General features: G+C 48.3%; 13 protein-coding genes. 1 reads left to right on the top strand and 12 read right to left on the bottom strand.

Annotated features, from left to right (window positions below):
• Both AOQ29_RS05600 and AOQ29_RS05595 read right to left on the bottom strand, forming a co-directional pair.
• Positions 1-2,545: hypothetical protein (locus AOQ29_RS05600; protein WP_158530754.1), on the bottom strand; the 2,545-nt coding region annotated here is incomplete at its 3' end.
• A gap of 271 nt (positions 2,546-2,816) precedes the next feature.
• On the bottom strand, positions 2,817-3,956 hold the full coding sequence (locus AOQ29_RS05595) for a THUMP domain-containing class I SAM-dependent RNA methyltransferase (protein WP_061993523.1): 1,140 nt from the start codon (positions 3,954-3,956) through the stop codon (positions 2,817-2,819).
• 25 nt (positions 3,957-3,981) lie between these two features.
• Here AOQ29_RS05595 and AOQ29_RS05590 point away from each other — a divergent pair, with 25 nt between their 5' ends.
• Positions 3,982-4,278: a hypothetical protein gene (locus AOQ29_RS05590; protein ID WP_061993522.1), complete on the top strand. Its 297-nt coding sequence runs from the start codon at positions 3,982-3,984 to the stop codon at positions 4,276-4,278.
• Positions 4,279-4,294: 16 nt separating this feature from the next.
• Here AOQ29_RS05590 and AOQ29_RS05585 read toward each other — a convergent pair whose 3' ends face one another.
• The 10 genes from AOQ29_RS05585 to AOQ29_RS08130 all read right to left on the bottom strand — a co-directional run.
• Positions 4,295-4,993 carry a DnaD domain protein gene (locus AOQ29_RS05585; RefSeq protein WP_083989337.1) on the bottom strand — a complete coding sequence of 233 codons (699 nt, stop codon included), beginning with the start codon at positions 4,991-4,993 and terminating at the stop codon, positions 4,295-4,297.
• 88 nt (positions 4,994-5,081) lie between these two features.
• Positions 5,082-6,392 (bottom strand): asparagine--tRNA ligase, encoded by a 1,311-nt coding sequence (gene asnS, locus AOQ29_RS05580; protein WP_061993521.1) that lies wholly within the window; start codon positions 6,390-6,392, stop codon positions 5,082-5,084.
• Between the two features lie 59 nt (positions 6,393-6,451).
• A complete protein-coding gene (locus AOQ29_RS05575) occupies positions 6,452-7,660 on the bottom strand; it encodes a pyridoxal phosphate-dependent aminotransferase (protein WP_061993520.1) in 1,209 nt (402 codons plus the stop codon).
• Positions 7,661-7,670: 10 nt separating this feature from the next.
• Complete coding sequence (locus AOQ29_RS05570; protein ID WP_061993519.1) at positions 7,671-8,201, bottom strand: hypothetical protein; 531 nt, start codon at positions 8,199-8,201, stop codon at positions 7,671-7,673.
• A gap of 99 nt (positions 8,202-8,300) precedes the next feature.
• Positions 8,301-9,506 (bottom strand): aminotransferase class I/II-fold pyridoxal phosphate-dependent enzyme, encoded by a 1,206-nt coding sequence (locus tag AOQ29_RS05565; protein ID WP_061993518.1) that lies wholly within the window; start codon positions 9,504-9,506, stop codon positions 8,301-8,303.
• 116 nt (positions 9,507-9,622) lie between these two features.
• Positions 9,623-10,390 carry a 4-hydroxy-tetrahydrodipicolinate reductase gene (gene dapB, locus AOQ29_RS05560; RefSeq protein WP_061993517.1) on the bottom strand — a complete coding sequence of 256 codons (768 nt, stop codon included), beginning with the start codon at positions 10,388-10,390 and terminating at the stop codon, positions 9,623-9,625.
• Positions 10,387-11,271: a 4-hydroxy-tetrahydrodipicolinate synthase gene (gene dapA / locus AOQ29_RS05555; RefSeq protein ID WP_061993516.1), complete on the bottom strand. Its 885-nt coding sequence runs from the start codon at positions 11,269-11,271 to the stop codon at positions 10,387-10,389. Before dapA ends, dapB begins: the two co-directional genes overlap by 4 nt.
• Before the next feature lie 48 nt (positions 11,272-11,319).
• Entirely contained in the window at positions 11,320-12,498 is a 1,179-nt protein-coding gene (locus tag AOQ29_RS05550; RefSeq protein WP_061993515.1) for an N-acetyldiaminopimelate deacetylase, read from the bottom strand.
• Positions 12,499-12,589: 91 nt separating this feature from the next.
• Positions 12,590-13,300 (bottom strand): 2,3,4,5-tetrahydropyridine-2,6-dicarboxylate N-acetyltransferase, encoded by a 711-nt coding sequence (dapD, locus tag AOQ29_RS05545; RefSeq protein ID WP_061993514.1) that lies wholly within the window; start codon positions 13,298-13,300, stop codon positions 12,590-12,592.
• An 82-nt stretch (positions 13,301-13,382) separates the two neighbouring features.
• Positions 13,383-14,073, bottom strand: a 691-nt coding sequence (locus tag AOQ29_RS08130; RefSeq protein WP_407645484.1) for a diaminopimelate decarboxylase family protein, incomplete at its 5' end; no start/stop codon positions are given.

Genomic DNA, 14,073 nt, shown 5'->3' with positions numbered 1-14,073 from the left:
GACAAGCTTGGTCTTGAACACCCGCCAAGTCGGTCAAGGCCTGACTTTGGATGGTATTAATTCCAGACGAATCAGTCGCCTGCTCTAATTGTTGGTTAGTCTGAGCCACTAAGCGGTTAAGCTGATGATTAAAATCTTCTGCCTCACTATCAGCTAACTTTGGCTCTAGAACCTTAATCACAGCCTGAACTGCCTTGGCTTGCTCCTCGACAACATCAAAAGCCTTGGTCCGTTCTTGGTCTAAGGGACTGGCATCGGCCGACCGCTTCTGGATAACTTTAATTTGGCTAGGCCGTAAAGGAGTCACCGTACCATCTGCCAAAGTTAATTGACCAGTGTAGTAAACCGTAAATGGTCGGTTGTAGATTGCGAAGTTCTCTTTGGTGGTTAGCTGACCATCGGGGTCAGTTGACTTAACAACCTTAATATCTTTCACTGTTCCATTGACCGTAAAGCCCTGACCGTTTAACAGCACATCATGGTCGAAGTAATCGATGACACGGTCAAAACGGTTAATTTGATCATAGAAATTTTGGCCATCTGCTAAGACAACCATTCGATGGTCTAAATCAGCACCCGGCAAAACAGCTTTTTGGCCCGAAACTTCAGCCCACTCTTCCGACTGATTTTCAATACTCTTAGTATTCAACTGATTTTCTTGGTCAAATGGTGAAATATATGCTCGCCAAGTTGGCACATTTGACTGTTCTAAACGGTGGTCGTGCTTCTTATCATGGTTAATGGCAATACTTTGTCCCAAATCACCTTGGTGGCCGTAATCCCGACTTTGCCGTGACAACATATCATTGGCATCCAAAACGTTGATGCCTAAGGCCACGTGGCCCTGGCGTTCTGGCGGTAACTGGTGCCGGGTCAAAATCTTATAGGGGCTATTATCGGCATAGGGAGCCATCTTGGCCACATAGTCGCCATGCTTGCCGTCGGAGTTATAGGTATCCGTCAATTCTGCCGTTGACATATTACCGGGGTACCGGTCCAAATCAAAATTAAAGTAACCGTAAGCTCCACCGGCAATATTACCGGCCCACGACAGGCTTTCCATCATAAAATGAGTTAACAAAATTTTGGCTTGAGTGATTGAATCCGTATATTTTGACAGGTTGTCCCCACGGACCAAGAAGTACATGCCATCAGGATCTTCTTGCAAATCAATCTTGGTATCCGTTGGATGAAGGCTAATTGGGTAAAAGGGATTATCCGTATTCCGAGCCGAGAGATTAGTGCCGTACTTCTCATTGAGCTGGTCAATGGTTTTACCCAAAACGGCATCAACAACGGCTCCCAAATTTCCACTAACTGGGATGCCTAAGCCCTTTGACAAGAGCGTGCTTAAACCCGGAATTTGATCAATCAACCGGTTCATGCCGAGGTTAGCATTAAAGTTCATTTCAGCCGCAAATTGGGCTTGGTCAACGTTTAAAGCCTGAACAAAGTCATTGGGGTCGACACCGTGAGGAACATTTACCCGCATGTAAACCCCATACTGACCCTGTTGGTAGTTGGCAGAAAGCTTATCTTCAATCAAGCCAACACTCAAAAGGTTGGCAATTGAAGCAAGAGTGGCCTTGAAGGCCTGGTAATAGTACAAGGGATTCAAAACCGAATGGTTACTCGAATCAATGCTGGCCGTCAACGGAATTGCTCCACCGATGCTTAGCAAGTTCGAATCTGGGTAATACCGAGTTTGGGTCCCATTCGTATCAGCGCCAAATTTTTCTTTAACGGCGTCTAAAATTTGTTTACTTAATGCATCATCAACCGTTAGTCGCATTTGCGAAACGTTGGAATAATCATTTTTAGTTCCTGTTAAACCGGCAAAGCCCTTGTCAGGTTGACCAAAAATCATCTTTCCAGCCTTAGCAATGTGGCTTTGATCGGTGGTGAGCTCAGCACTGCCGGTCGAATCAAGACTGACACCTGCTGTTCCTAGTTTCTTGACTAGGCTTTCATAGGCGACAGACGTCTGTTCATAGAGTGATGGTAAGGGTAAGTTGGCGATATCTTCCGCCTTAACTTGGTCCCCAGTAGTACGAGTCAAGCTATCGCTACCAACTTTAACTGTCTGAACTGGACTAGGTTGGTCACTTGGGCTCCCCCCTTTTGCTTGGTCCTTTGATTCAGTAATTGCTGAAGTTGTTGAGTTAGATTCAGACATTGGCTGCCTAGTCGTTGCTGAAGTCGACCCCGCTTGGTCCGCAGCCAAATCCGGCTGGACCTGGTGGGCCATTGGTCCACCATCGGCTTGCAAGTTAACCGCGGCTTGGGAGGACTGATCAGCCTGGGAATTTTGTACCGCTAAGTTATTTGAATCAGCTTGATTCGTGGCCGTTTCAGCGCCACTACCAGCACTGGCCTTCCCCTGATTCGATGCATTTTGCTGGTGAAGGACTTGGTCCGCCGCGGCTTGGCCATGCTTACTTTGATCGATCACGGCTAAGCCGGTCGAAACAAAGAAAGTCGATGCTACCAACCACAGTCGTTGTGACTGGTAGATACTGTACTTTTTCCTTGATTGTGTATTCATTTCTTTACATTCCTTTACTTTATTGTCTTTTATGACAATTTGAGTATAAATGATATAATAATAAAACACAATTTTAAAAAGAAAACGATTTCATTTAATATTTTAAAATAAAATCACGGAAATTGACCACCAAAATTAAATCAAAATAAATTTTGTCCAGTCAATATTTTTAATATTTATAATTACGATTAACATTTTTAAAAAACGGCACACAAAAAAGATTGCATAAATGCAATCTTTTTCAATATTTTAATATTCAAATTTGGAATAATTAGTCTTTTGGTAGCCGCTTTGCCCAGTATTGGAAATAATCGACCCGTAATTGTCCGTTAAAAAGCTTGCGCTTCTTCGTGGCCTTTTCACCGTAAGCCTTTTCGAAGGACAAATCCGAAGTCAAAATGTACTTTGACCAGTATGGCATCGTCTTGTAAACGGCACCCATTTCTTGGTACAAACCTTCGGCTTCTTCGACTTCGCCCAACCGTTGACCGTAAGGTGGGTTAGAAACAATTACACCCTGCTTTTGGTCTGGTTGCCAGTCGCCAGCAGCGATGGCTTCAAAGGTAATATCTTGAGACAAACCAGCATGCTTAGCATTTTCTTTGGCGATGGCGACCATCTTCGGATCGATATCGTAGCCACGGATGTCGAGGACAGAGTCGTAATCGGCCTGGTCTTCGGCTTCATCACGGATGGTATCTGACAAGGTATGGTCGAACCAATCCATCTTTTCGACATCGAAATCGCGGGTCAAACCGGGAGCCAAGTTACGCCCGATTAAGGCTGCTTCGATTGGAATTGTTCCCGATCCACAAGTTGGGTCCACGAAGGTGTCCTTCTTGTTCCAATTGGTCAACAAAATCAACGCCGCCGCGAAGTTTTCCTTCAACGGTGCCGGACCTTTTTGAACTCGGTAACCACGCTTAAAGAGCGATGGTCCGGTCGTGTCCAGTGTCAACAAGACATCATCCTTGTTAATCATCACTTCTAATTGGGCAAAGAAGCCAGTTTCGGGCAAGCGTGTCCGAACGTGGTAAGCTTCTTGCAACCGTGAAACAATGGCCTTCTTCGTGATTGACTGAACGTCTGGTACGGAGTGCAAGGTTGATTTTTGTGACCGACCAGCAACTGGGAATTCAGAATCATAGTTGAGGTAATCTTCTAAAGGCAAGGCCTTAATTCCCTCGAACAATTCTTCGAAGGTTTCAGCATGAAAATCACCGAGAACAATCTTGATTCGATCGGCAGTCCGCAACCACAAGTTGGCGCGCAAAATGTCGGCCTGGGTTCCCTCAAAGAAGACCCGGTAATTTTCAACTTGGACGTCAAAGCCCATGTCTTTCAATTCTTGTCCGACCACTGATTCCAAGCCGGCGGCCGCTGTGGCCATTAAACGATATTTCTTTTCCATCTTTTTCCTTTATAATAAAACTACTATGAAATTAAGTGAATTCTTTGCCTTAACCGGCTACATGACCGACCAAACACCCCTTTATGGGCAAGTCGGAACCGATAAAAATGAGATTGTGCCTCTCAGCCAATTGGCCTTTTTGCAACCAACTGGTGATGTGGCCCTCGTGGCCGGGTCCAAACCCCTAACCTTAAACCAGGCCCAAACCCGGCTGAGCCAGGTTAGTCAAAACCGCAAACTCTTTTGCCAGGTTGACCAAGGTCCAGCCCAACCCCTGCTTGGTTTTCACCAAGACGACCAGGGCCGGTTAATTTTGCAATAAAACCCGCAGGTCAAACTTACAGGTCGTCCAACTTAAAGGTTGGCACGATTGGTTGCTTGGCCTGCTTTTTGTTAGCCTGGTCATCCCGGCCTTGGGTTTGATAAACCACACCCCGTCGCTTTTCCCGAGAAATTTGGACGGCCTGCGGTGAGGTCAGGTTTTCCCGCTGCCAATTGACCAAAATTGCTTCGATATAGCGCAAACTTCGGGCGTTGTTGGCAACCGCTTCCTGGATAGCTAAGACCATCATGTTCGGATCGAAATGGTCTTGGTCAAACCACTGGGCCACCGTCTGTAATTCCAACGGCGAGAGGTTTCGACCAAATTCCCCCTGCAAGGTTCGGACAACTTCTCTTCGACTTTTTTCACCAATCGAAACAACGTCATTGGCGGGGCGCATGCCCTTGCCCTGCAAAAGCCGGTCATATAAAGGCAAAAAGTCGTACTTCTCACCCTGGCCACCCTGACTAACGACCTCCATCAAATTCTTATCAATCATGGCTTTGAGCCGGTCGATAATTGTTTTCTCGGTAACCTTCATCAAATGAGCAATAACGGCCGGGTTAGCCTGGTCCCCCTGGTCTTGCAAGCGAGTAATTTGTAAGTATAAGACCAAGTCGTCATTATCAAAGCCGAGGTCTTGGTAATGAACTAAAATGGCGTTATCAATGCTAGTCTGACCGGCTTGTAAAAAGGCCTTCAACCTATCTTCCATCAAATCCTCCTGGCCGTCAAGGGCAGCCTTAGCAACCTGTGTAGAAAAGCGCCCAAGATTCCCCCTGGGCGCTTTTTAATCATCTTAATTATGGGCGCAAGCGGTGCGTCATCCGTGGGAATGGAATGGCTTCACGAATATGTTCTTCACCCGTCACGAAAGTAACCATTCGTTCCAAACCAAGACCGAAGCCTGAATGAGGGACAGAACCGTACTTACGCAAGTCTAGGTACCAACCGTATTCTTCCATGTCCAAACCTTCTTTTTCGATTTGGGCCTTCAAGTAATCATAGTCCGTATCACGTTCTGAACCACCGATGATTTCGCCATAGCCTTCTGGGGCCAACAAATCGGCTGAAATCACAACGTCATCGCGGTCCGGGTGGCGCTTCATGTAGAAGGCCTTGATAGCCTTGGGGAAGTTCGTGATAAAGACTGGCTTTGAGAAATGGTTAGCCAAGAAAGTTTCTTCTGGCGAACCAAAATCAACGCCCCATTCGACATCGAAATCATTGTCTTGTAACAACTTGATGGCATCATCGTATGAAACCCGTGGGAATGGCAATTCTGTGTATGAACGCAACAAGTCCTTATCACGCTTTAACAAGTCTAATTCTTGGTCATTGCGTTCCAAGACCTTTTCAATCATGAAAGCAAAATAGCGTTCTTGCAATTCCAAAGATTGTTCTTGGTGCATGAAGGCCATTTCTGGTTCAATCATCCAGAATTCCGTCAAGTGACGACGAGTCTTTGATTTTTCAGCACGGAAGGCTGGCCCGAAGGTGAAGACCTTTGAGAAGGCCATTGCTCCGGCTTCGGCGTACAACTGTCCAGTTTGTGACAAGTAAGCTGATTGACCGAAGTAATCCGTTTCAAACAAGTCCGTTGTTCCTTCAGGAGCTGACCCCGTCATCAACGGTGCATCCAACTTGATAAAGCCTTCTTGGTTGAAGAATTCGTAAGTGGCAGCAATCAAGGTGTTACGAATCTTCAAAGTTGCAAAGGGCTTGATGTGACGGAGGTACAAGTGACGTTCGTCAAACAAGAAGTCCGTTCCGTGTTCCTTGGGCGTGATTGGGTAATCTTGGCTTTCACCAATAATTTCCAAACCAGAAATGCTGATTTCATAACCAAATGAAGACCGGTCATCAGCGTGGATTTCACCAGTAACGTAAAGCGATGTTTCTTGCTTCAGATCCTTGGCCAAGTCAAAGAGTTCTTCTGAAACGTCTGCTTTAGCAACGACACCTTGGAAAAAGGCTGTTCCGTCGCGCAATTGGAGGAAAGCCATCTTTCCTGACCCACGCTTTTGGCGTAACCAGGCTCCAATTTTAACTGTTTGGCCGACATACTTAGGTGCATCGACAATTTGAATTGTTGGAATTGTTGTTTCAGTCATAAATCATTCGGGCAATCTTCACCCGACTCCTATCATTTTACTTAATTAAAACTATTTTATTACTCACTAACCATTTCAGCCTGGTTAACAAAGGCCGCAATCCGGTCAATGGCCCGGTCCAAAGTTTCTTGGTCCTGGGCATATGACAACCGCATGTAGCCTGGCATGCCAAATCCTTCTCCAGCTGGCAAGGCCACGTGGGCCTGGTCAAGCAAGGCCGTCGCAAAGTCAATCGTTGACTCGAGGCCAAGCTTAGCCAAGATGGCTGGATCAACCCGAAAGAACAAATAAAAGGCTCCTTCAGGTTTCACATCAACCGTCAAACCGGGAATGGCTGTTAATTTGTCATAGGTTTCATTCAACCGCTTCTCAAAGGTGGCCCGCATCGTTTCCACAACTGCCGGCTCAGTCTGCAAGGCGGCCATGGCCGCATACTGGCTCACCGCTGCCGGATTGGAAGTCATGTGGCCGAGCAGCTTGTTCATTTGCTGGATAATACTTTCATCGGCAATCGTCCAGCCAAGCCGCCAACCGGTCATTGAGTAAGACTTGGAAACCCCATCAACGATGATCAAGCGCGAACCTTGCACCGTTTGCAAGGCCATCGCTGAAGTAAAGGAAGCTCCATTATAAACTAATTGGCCATAAATTTCATCGGCTAAAATGAAAGCATCATGGCTATTAGCCCAGTCTAAGAGGGCTTGAACCTCAGCTTGGCTGTATAACTGGCCGGTTGGGTTCGTCGGATTGTTTAAAATCACTAACTTTACTGGACCATCAACTTGGTCTAGGGCCGCTGGGGTCAACTTCATATCCTGGCGGTCAGTCTGCACTGGGACAAACTTTCCCTGGGCCAGACGGACCTGTTCCGCGTAAGAGACCCAGTAAGGTTGGGCCATGACAACCTGGTCACCCGGGTTAATCAGGGTCTGCATCAAGGCGTACAAGGATAACTTGGCCCCGGTTGTGACTGTTACCTGGTTGGGCGTGAGCTGTTGACCAGTCGTCTCTGCCACCTTAGCAACGATTGCCTGGCGGAGTGGTAAGATTCCCCCGACCGGTGTGTAAAAGGAAGTCTTGCCACTTTCAATGGCAGTAATCGCTGCCTGGCTAATTGGTTCTGGGGTAAAGAAGTCGGGCTCTCCGACCCCCAAATTAATCACGTCGATCCCGTCCGCAACCATTTGCTTGGCTTTTTTGGAAACAGCCAAGGTTGCTGAAGGCTCAACGGCTAAGACTCGTTCGGAAAAATCACTTGCGTCTAACATTCTCTTCTCCCTAAATTCCATATACAGCGCGGTAAACCGTGCCCTTCTTGTAGTCAATGGTCAAATAATTCAGACCGCCGTCCTTACCCTCGTAACTAACTTCCCAGACCAAGGTCTTTTGGTAGACCGAAAGGTTGGCCGAATAAATCTTCTTTGATTTGTAATCGGTTTTAACCTTACTAATCAAATCGGCATGAGACAGACCGTTGCCGTACTTAAAGGTCTTAACCTTCTGGTCTTGCCCCTCGCCTTGAACGATGGCAACCTTATTAGTGCCATCATCTTGGCCTAAGACGGCATAGGTCGTCCCATTCCGGTAATCGACCGTCATATTATGGAGGTTAGTTAAATCTGTCTTTTGGCTAACAACCTTTTGGACCTGGTCCTCTGCCTTAGCCATTGGTCGCAGGGAAATATAGGCATACGTATATAGCCCAGCGCAAATTAACACGATTACGGTTCCGGTAATAAGCCAAAACTTGAGCCAAGAAAAGCGTTTTGGCCGGGCCATGCGGACCCGTAAGTTATCATGAACTTCCATAGCAGTATTTTCTCCGATTTGTCATAACTGTCTTTCATTATAGCAAAAAAAGAACCAAGAATTTGGATAAATCCAAGGGTCTTGGTTCGTTTATTAAAATTAAGCTTGAGCTTGTTTTTGCTCAGCACGAGCGGCTTGGCTAAAGGCCACTAGGCGACGCATTGCCTCTGTTAAGTCTTCCGTTGAAGCGGCATAGGAAATGCGGATGTGTCCTTGACCACCATCACCAAAGACAGTACCAGGAATGGCCCCAACTCCGGCTTGTTCACCCAATTCATAGACGAATTCCTCGTCATTTTGGTTCAAGAAGTCAGGAATCGTGGCGAAGATGTAGAAGGCCCCTTCTGGCTTGGGTGCAGAAAAGCCAGCTTCGGCCAAGCCTGCCAAGACTAGGTCACGGCGTTGGTGGTAAACATCACGCATTGCTGCTGGTGCATCCTTGGCAACCGTCAAGGCCGCTAAGGCCCCGTCCATCATTGGCGTTGGCGCAGTCGTCACGACCCCAGAATGGGCCAAGCAAACCATCTTCATCAGGGCTGCTGGTCCAGCAATAAAACCGACCCGGTAACCCGTCATGGCATGCGACTTTGACAAGCCACTGATGAAAATCGTTTGTTCTGGAATATAGGCCGAAATTGATTTGTGCTGGCGACCGTAAGTCAATTCCCCATAAATCTCATCGGACATGACTAAGACATCGGTTTGATCGATGACTTGGGCCAATTCCTTCAAGGTTTCTTCCGGATAAGTCACCCCGGTTGGGTTACCAGGATAGTTAAGAATCAAGCCCTTGGCTTCGGGATGGTCGGCCATGGCCTGTTTGAACATCTCAGCGGTAAATAGGTAGTTTGGAGCAGTGTTAATTTCCACCACATTCAACCCTAGGCGCAAAGCTTCGGCTTGGTAGAAACAAAAAGTTGGTGTTGGCACCAAAATCGTTTCACCCCGGTTAAAGAGGGCTGACAAGGCATCATAGATGGCTTCTGAAGCACCAATAGTCACCGCAATTTCACTTTCAGGATCATAAACAGGCGTTGAGAACCGTTCATGGACATAAGTTGAAATTGCTTGACGCAATGGCAAAAGGCCCTTGGCCGGTGCGTAGTGCGAATCGTCATTATCAATCGCTGTTTTCACGGCTTCTTTGACTGGCATTGGCACCGCAAAATCGGGCTCCCCGATTGTTAATCTGATAATATCAGGAATCGCTGATAACTTAATATCAACGGCCCGAATCGCTGCTGGTGGAACAATTTCGAACAACCGATTGTATTGCTTTGACAAACCTGCTTTAACATTCACCATGAGACCCTTCTCCTATGCTCGCTGAGTAATTGTTGTTGGTAATTGGAATAATTCTATCACTTTCCAAGTCAATTGAAGTTAATTTGTTAGCTTTTTTTACAAAATCTTGGTTCAGCCTATAAGACCTTATCCAAGCCAACCGCTAGACCGGATACTCGGTCCAAGCCGGTAATCGCCTGAGCAACACCGGTCATAAAGGCGGCCCGACTGGAAGTCGATTGCTTGATGGTCATCGTTTCGCCGGCTGACCCAAAGACAACGGTTTCCTCGGCTAAGATACCCGGCAGGCGCATGGCGTGGATGGGCACACCCTGACTTTGGTCACCACGGGCCAAGGCATCGCTAGCCGGAATGTCAGGAGTTTGGGTCCGAGCGGCCGCAATCAACTCGGCCGTGGCGCGAGCTGTCCCAGATGGGGCATCAACCTTGTCTTCATGGTGGGCTTCAATGATTTCGGCTGCTGGGAGATACTTGGCCGCCTGTTCGGCAAACTGCATCAACAAAACCGCCGTAATCGAGAAGTTCGGTACCACTAGGGCAGCCCGTCCCTCTGCTTCGGCCAATTGGCTCAGGGTCTCTAAGTCGGCGGCTTGCAAACCAGAAGTTCCCATCACCAAATCAAAACCATGGGTCAAAGCGTAAGTTCCGTTGGCCAAGGCCACGGCTGGGTTCGTTACATCGACCCAAACATCGGCACTTTGGTCGATATGGTCCAAGTGAGTGTAGACATTGACACCAGCTGGCCGGTCTTCGTCGGCCAGCGTGGCCAAGGCCTTTTCGGTCGTTAACATTCCGATCAACTGCATGTCGTTACGATCAGCTAACATGGCTTGGATGGCCAATCCCATTTTTCCTTGGGCACCTGCTAAAAAGACGGTCTTCATGCCACAGCTCCTTCGTGGTTTAACACAGCTTGAACTTCAGCTGTTTGGGCGGCAGTCAAAGGTAACAATGGTAGGCGGACTTGATTTTCAATCAAGCCGGCCTGGGCCAAAACAGCTTTGACTGGGGTTGGCGATGGGTGGGAGAACAAAACGTTCATCCGTGGGGTTAAGTACCGTTGGTATTGACCAGCCAAGGCCACATCCCCCGCCTCCAAAGCAGCAAAGAGGGCCTGCATTTCGTTACCAAATAAGTGAGATGCGACCGAAATCGTACCGGCACAACCAACAGACTTGGCAGCCAAAGTTTGGCTATCTTCACCGGTATAAACGTCAAAGCCTGCAGGGGCTTGGGCGACCAAAGTGGCCAAGTCATCGATTGAAGTTACTTGCTTAACGGCATTGATGTTTGGATGGTCAGCCAAAGTCAAAACTGATTCGTTGGTCAAGGCCACGCTTGACCGACCTGGGATATTGTAAAGCATCACTGGGACGGCACTGGCATCAGCAATGGCGGTAAAGTGGGCAATCATCCCAGCTTGGTCAGGCTTGTTATAGTATGGCGTTACAGCCAAAACGGCAGTCACGCCAGGAATCTGGCTGGCCCGTCGTGCTTGGGCCACGGATTCGGCGGTGTTATTGGTCCCAACGTTGGCAATCACTGGTCCGCGACCGGCCACATAGGCAGCAAAGTGGTCATACAAGGCAAACCGTTCTTCTTCGGTCAAGGTTGGAGACTCACCGGTGGTTCCACCAATCACAAAGCCCTGCGTTCCTTCATTAAAAAGCTTGTCAGTCAGCCGGTCTAAGGCTGGATAGTCGATTTGGTCGTCCTGGGTAAAGGGGGTGATCAATGCAGTGATTAAGTTTACTGATTCTGTCATAATATTTTCCTCTCAAACAACTTGGTTCAAAGTGTTCATTTATTTAACTTAACTGGCAGTCCCTTTACCTTGGGCTTGCGGGTCCATCCGCCATTCAAGGTAAGCAGTCATAGCATCGACTCCCGGTTGCAAGGCATCTTCGTTGGGGTTCATCCCGGCGTTGTGGAGACTGTGGGTTGGATCACCGACCCCGAGCCAGAACATTGTGCCGGGGAACTTGCTCAACAAGTAGCCAAAGTCTTCGCCGGCCATTGAGGGTTCCACATCGACAAAGTCAATCGCTGGATTGTCATTCATAAAATCAATGAAAGCCGTCGTGATTTCTGGATTGTTTTCAACAGGATAATAACCACCCTGGTGGAGGACCAAATCAATTTCGACCCCATAAGTTAGGCCAACACCTTCAGCGACAGCACGAACTCGATTTTGCATCATTTCCAGGTCAGTCTGGGTAAAGGCTCGAATCGTGCCCAAAATCTGTGCCTCCCCCGGAATCACATTGTCGGCAATTCCGGCATGCATGGATCCCAGCGTCACCACTCCTCCATGGATTGGCGAGACATTTCGGGAAACAACCGTTTGGACCTGAGTCACAAAGGCGGCCGCAGCCACCAAGGCATCCTTGGCTTGGTGTGGGTATGCAGCGTGACCACTAACACCGGTAATCGTTAACTTAATTTCCGTCGTTCCCGCCAGCAAAGTTCCAAACCGTGAACCAAGTTGGCCAGCTGGCATCGCTGGTTGGTCATGCAAGGCGTAAATTTCATCCGGGGCAAAGTCACCCGTTAAGGCCCCAGCATCGTAAATTTGCTTGCCCCCCGCCTTTGCTTCTTCAGCTGGCTGGAAAATGAAGACCAGGTTGTCCTTTGGTTGGTGGTTAGCGAAATAGGCCAAAATTCCCATCGCCACAGTCATATGGATGTCATGACCGCAGGCGTGCATCTTTCCTGGGTGGGTTGAAGACCAAGCCAAGCCCGTGGCCTCTTCGACCGGTAGACCATCAATGTCTGTCCGATAACCAATTGTTTTGCTTGGTTGGCTACCAGCTAGGCGAACTAGCATAGCGGTAGGCACCTCTGGCACCTCCTTGATGGTCAAGAAGGGGCAGTCAAGGCTAGTAATCAGCGATTTTAAGTAGGCTTGCGTTTCGAATTCTTCCAGGGCTAACTCTGGAATCTTGTGCAAGTCGCGCCGAACTTGAATTAAATCAATTGAATTATTTGCCATTAACTTTCTCCCTACTTTTTGACCGATCAAATCTGACCGAAGACCCTTTTACAGGCTGTTTTTAATTTTCTTAGTGCAATTAAATTAATACTTAAAGCGTCCGCAAGGCGGCTACCAAGGCCGTCTTTTGTTCTGTTTGGGCATCAATTTCCTTGATTACTCGAGCAGGTACACCAGCCACAACCGTGTGAGCTGGCACGTCTTGGGTTACGATTGCTCCGGCTGCGACAACCGCACCTTCACCAACTTGAACGCCTTCAATCACAACGGCGTTAGCGCCAACTAAGACACCATCACCGATGCGGACAGGTTCGGCTGAAGCAGGTTCGATGACTCCTGCTAAGACGGCACCGGCACCGATGTGACAGTTTTCGCCAACTTCGGCTCGGCCACCCAAAACGGCTCCCATGTCGATCATTGATCCGGAACCAATCTTGGCCCCAATGTTAATTACGGCCCCCATCATGACAACCACGTTTTGGCCGATTTGGACGTGTTCACGAATCAAGGCTCCCGGTTCAATCCGAGCTTCCAAGTTTTGGGTGTTTAAGAGTGGGACTCCTGAGTTCCGGGCAATCAATTCAACATGGTAGTCGGTGATATCTGCTTGGTGAGCGTCAAGGATTGGTTGGATGGTCATCATGTCTCCAATTACTGTGCCAGTCTTCGTTTCGATGAAGGCCTGAACATCTGTTGGCCATTCAATCTGGTCAAGGTTGCCAGCCAAGGTTACTCGGGCTGGTGTTTGCTTCTTTGATGTTGCAAGGTAGTTGATAATTGCGGCAGTATCCATTTCAGTCATTGATTTTCTCTCTTTTTCTTCCTATATATATAAGTTAAATTATGTTTTTAAAATTAATTCGACCACGGTTGGTCGGACAGCCTTACCACTTACCAGGTAATTGGTAGGCCCGGTCGTGGCTGGTCAAGTCGGCCAAACTTTCACCCTCGACCACCAACTGTGACAAGCCATTTTCGACAAAGACGACGGCTGGCACTGGGTTGCGGTTGTAGCGGGAAGCCATTGAATACCCATAAGCCCCGGTGTTCAAAATGGCGACCAAGTCACCGGGTTGGGTCTGAGGAAAAGCCTGGTCTTGAATCAAGACATCACCCGATTCGCAGTACTTACCAACTAAGCGGACATGTTCAACGGCTGGAGCATTAACCGACGTTGCCAAAACGGCTTGATAGTCGGCTTGGTACAAGGCTGGGCGGATGTTGTCGCCCATTCCTCCGTCCACGGCCAAGTAGGTCCGGACTTCGGGGATGTCTTTGCGTGACCCAACCGTGTAAAGGCTGTAACCGGCTGGAGCGGCAATTGACCGGCCTGGTTCAATCCAGATGGCTGGCGTTGCCATGTTGCGGCTCTTGCATTGGGCTTGGACGCTTTCGATTAAGGCCTGAACCAAATCTTCTGGTCGCTGAGGATCATCGGCGTCCGTGTAGGCAATCCCAAAGCCTCCGCCTAAGTCCAAGACTTCCGGTTGGAAGTCCCAACTCTGGCACAAATTAACCAAGCGTTCACCGGCTAATTCAAAGCCGTCCTCTTCAAAGATTTGTGACCCGATGTGG

The sequence above is a fragment of the Fructobacillus ficulneus genome (assembly GCF_001047075.2).
Classification (GTDB): Bacteria; Bacillota; Bacilli; order Lactobacillales; family Lactobacillaceae; genus Fructobacillus; species Fructobacillus ficulneus.
The sequence above is the reverse complement of the archived record's forward strand: the minus strand, read 5'-3'. Positions and strand labels throughout refer to the sequence as shown.

Excerpts from the sequence above, each read along its gene's own strand:
- AOQ29_RS05595 (WP_061993523.1), bottom strand. The coding sequence starts at position 3,956 with ATGGAAAAGAAATATCGTTTAATGGCCACAGCGGCCGCCGGCTTGGAA.
- AOQ29_RS05590 (WP_061993522.1), top strand. The coding sequence starts at position 3,982 with ATGAAATTAAGTGAATTCTTTGCCTTAACCGGCTACATGACCGACCAA.
- AOQ29_RS05585 (WP_083989337.1), bottom strand. The coding sequence starts at position 4,993 with ATGGAAGATAGGTTGAAGGCCTTTTTACAAGCCGGTCAGACTAGCATT.
- asnS (WP_061993521.1), bottom strand. The coding sequence starts at position 6,392 with ATGACTGAAACAACAATTCCAACAATTCAAATTGTCGATGCACCTAAG.
- AOQ29_RS05575 (WP_061993520.1), bottom strand. The coding sequence starts at position 7,660 with ATGTTAGACGCAAGTGATTTTTCCGAACGAGTCTTAGCCGTTGAGCCT.
- AOQ29_RS05570 (WP_061993519.1), bottom strand. The coding sequence starts at position 8,201 with ATGGAAGTTCATGATAACTTACGGGTCCGCATGGCCCGGCCAAAACGC.
- AOQ29_RS05565 (WP_061993518.1), bottom strand. The coding sequence starts at position 9,506 with ATGGTGAATGTTAAAGCAGGTTTGTCAAAGCAATACAATCGGTTGTTC.
- dapB (WP_061993517.1), bottom strand. The coding sequence starts at position 10,390 with ATGAAGACCGTCTTTTTAGCAGGTGCCCAAGGAAAAATGGGATTGGCC.
- dapA (WP_061993516.1), bottom strand. The coding sequence starts at position 11,271 with ATGACAGAATCAGTAAACTTAATCACTGCATTGATCACCCCCTTTACC.
- AOQ29_RS05550 (WP_061993515.1), bottom strand. The coding sequence starts at position 12,498 with ATGGCAAATAATTCAATTGATTTAATTCAAGTTCGGCGCGACTTGCAC.
- dapD (WP_061993514.1), bottom strand. The coding sequence starts at position 13,300 with ATGACTGAAATGGATACTGCCGCAATTATCAACTACCTTGCAACATCA.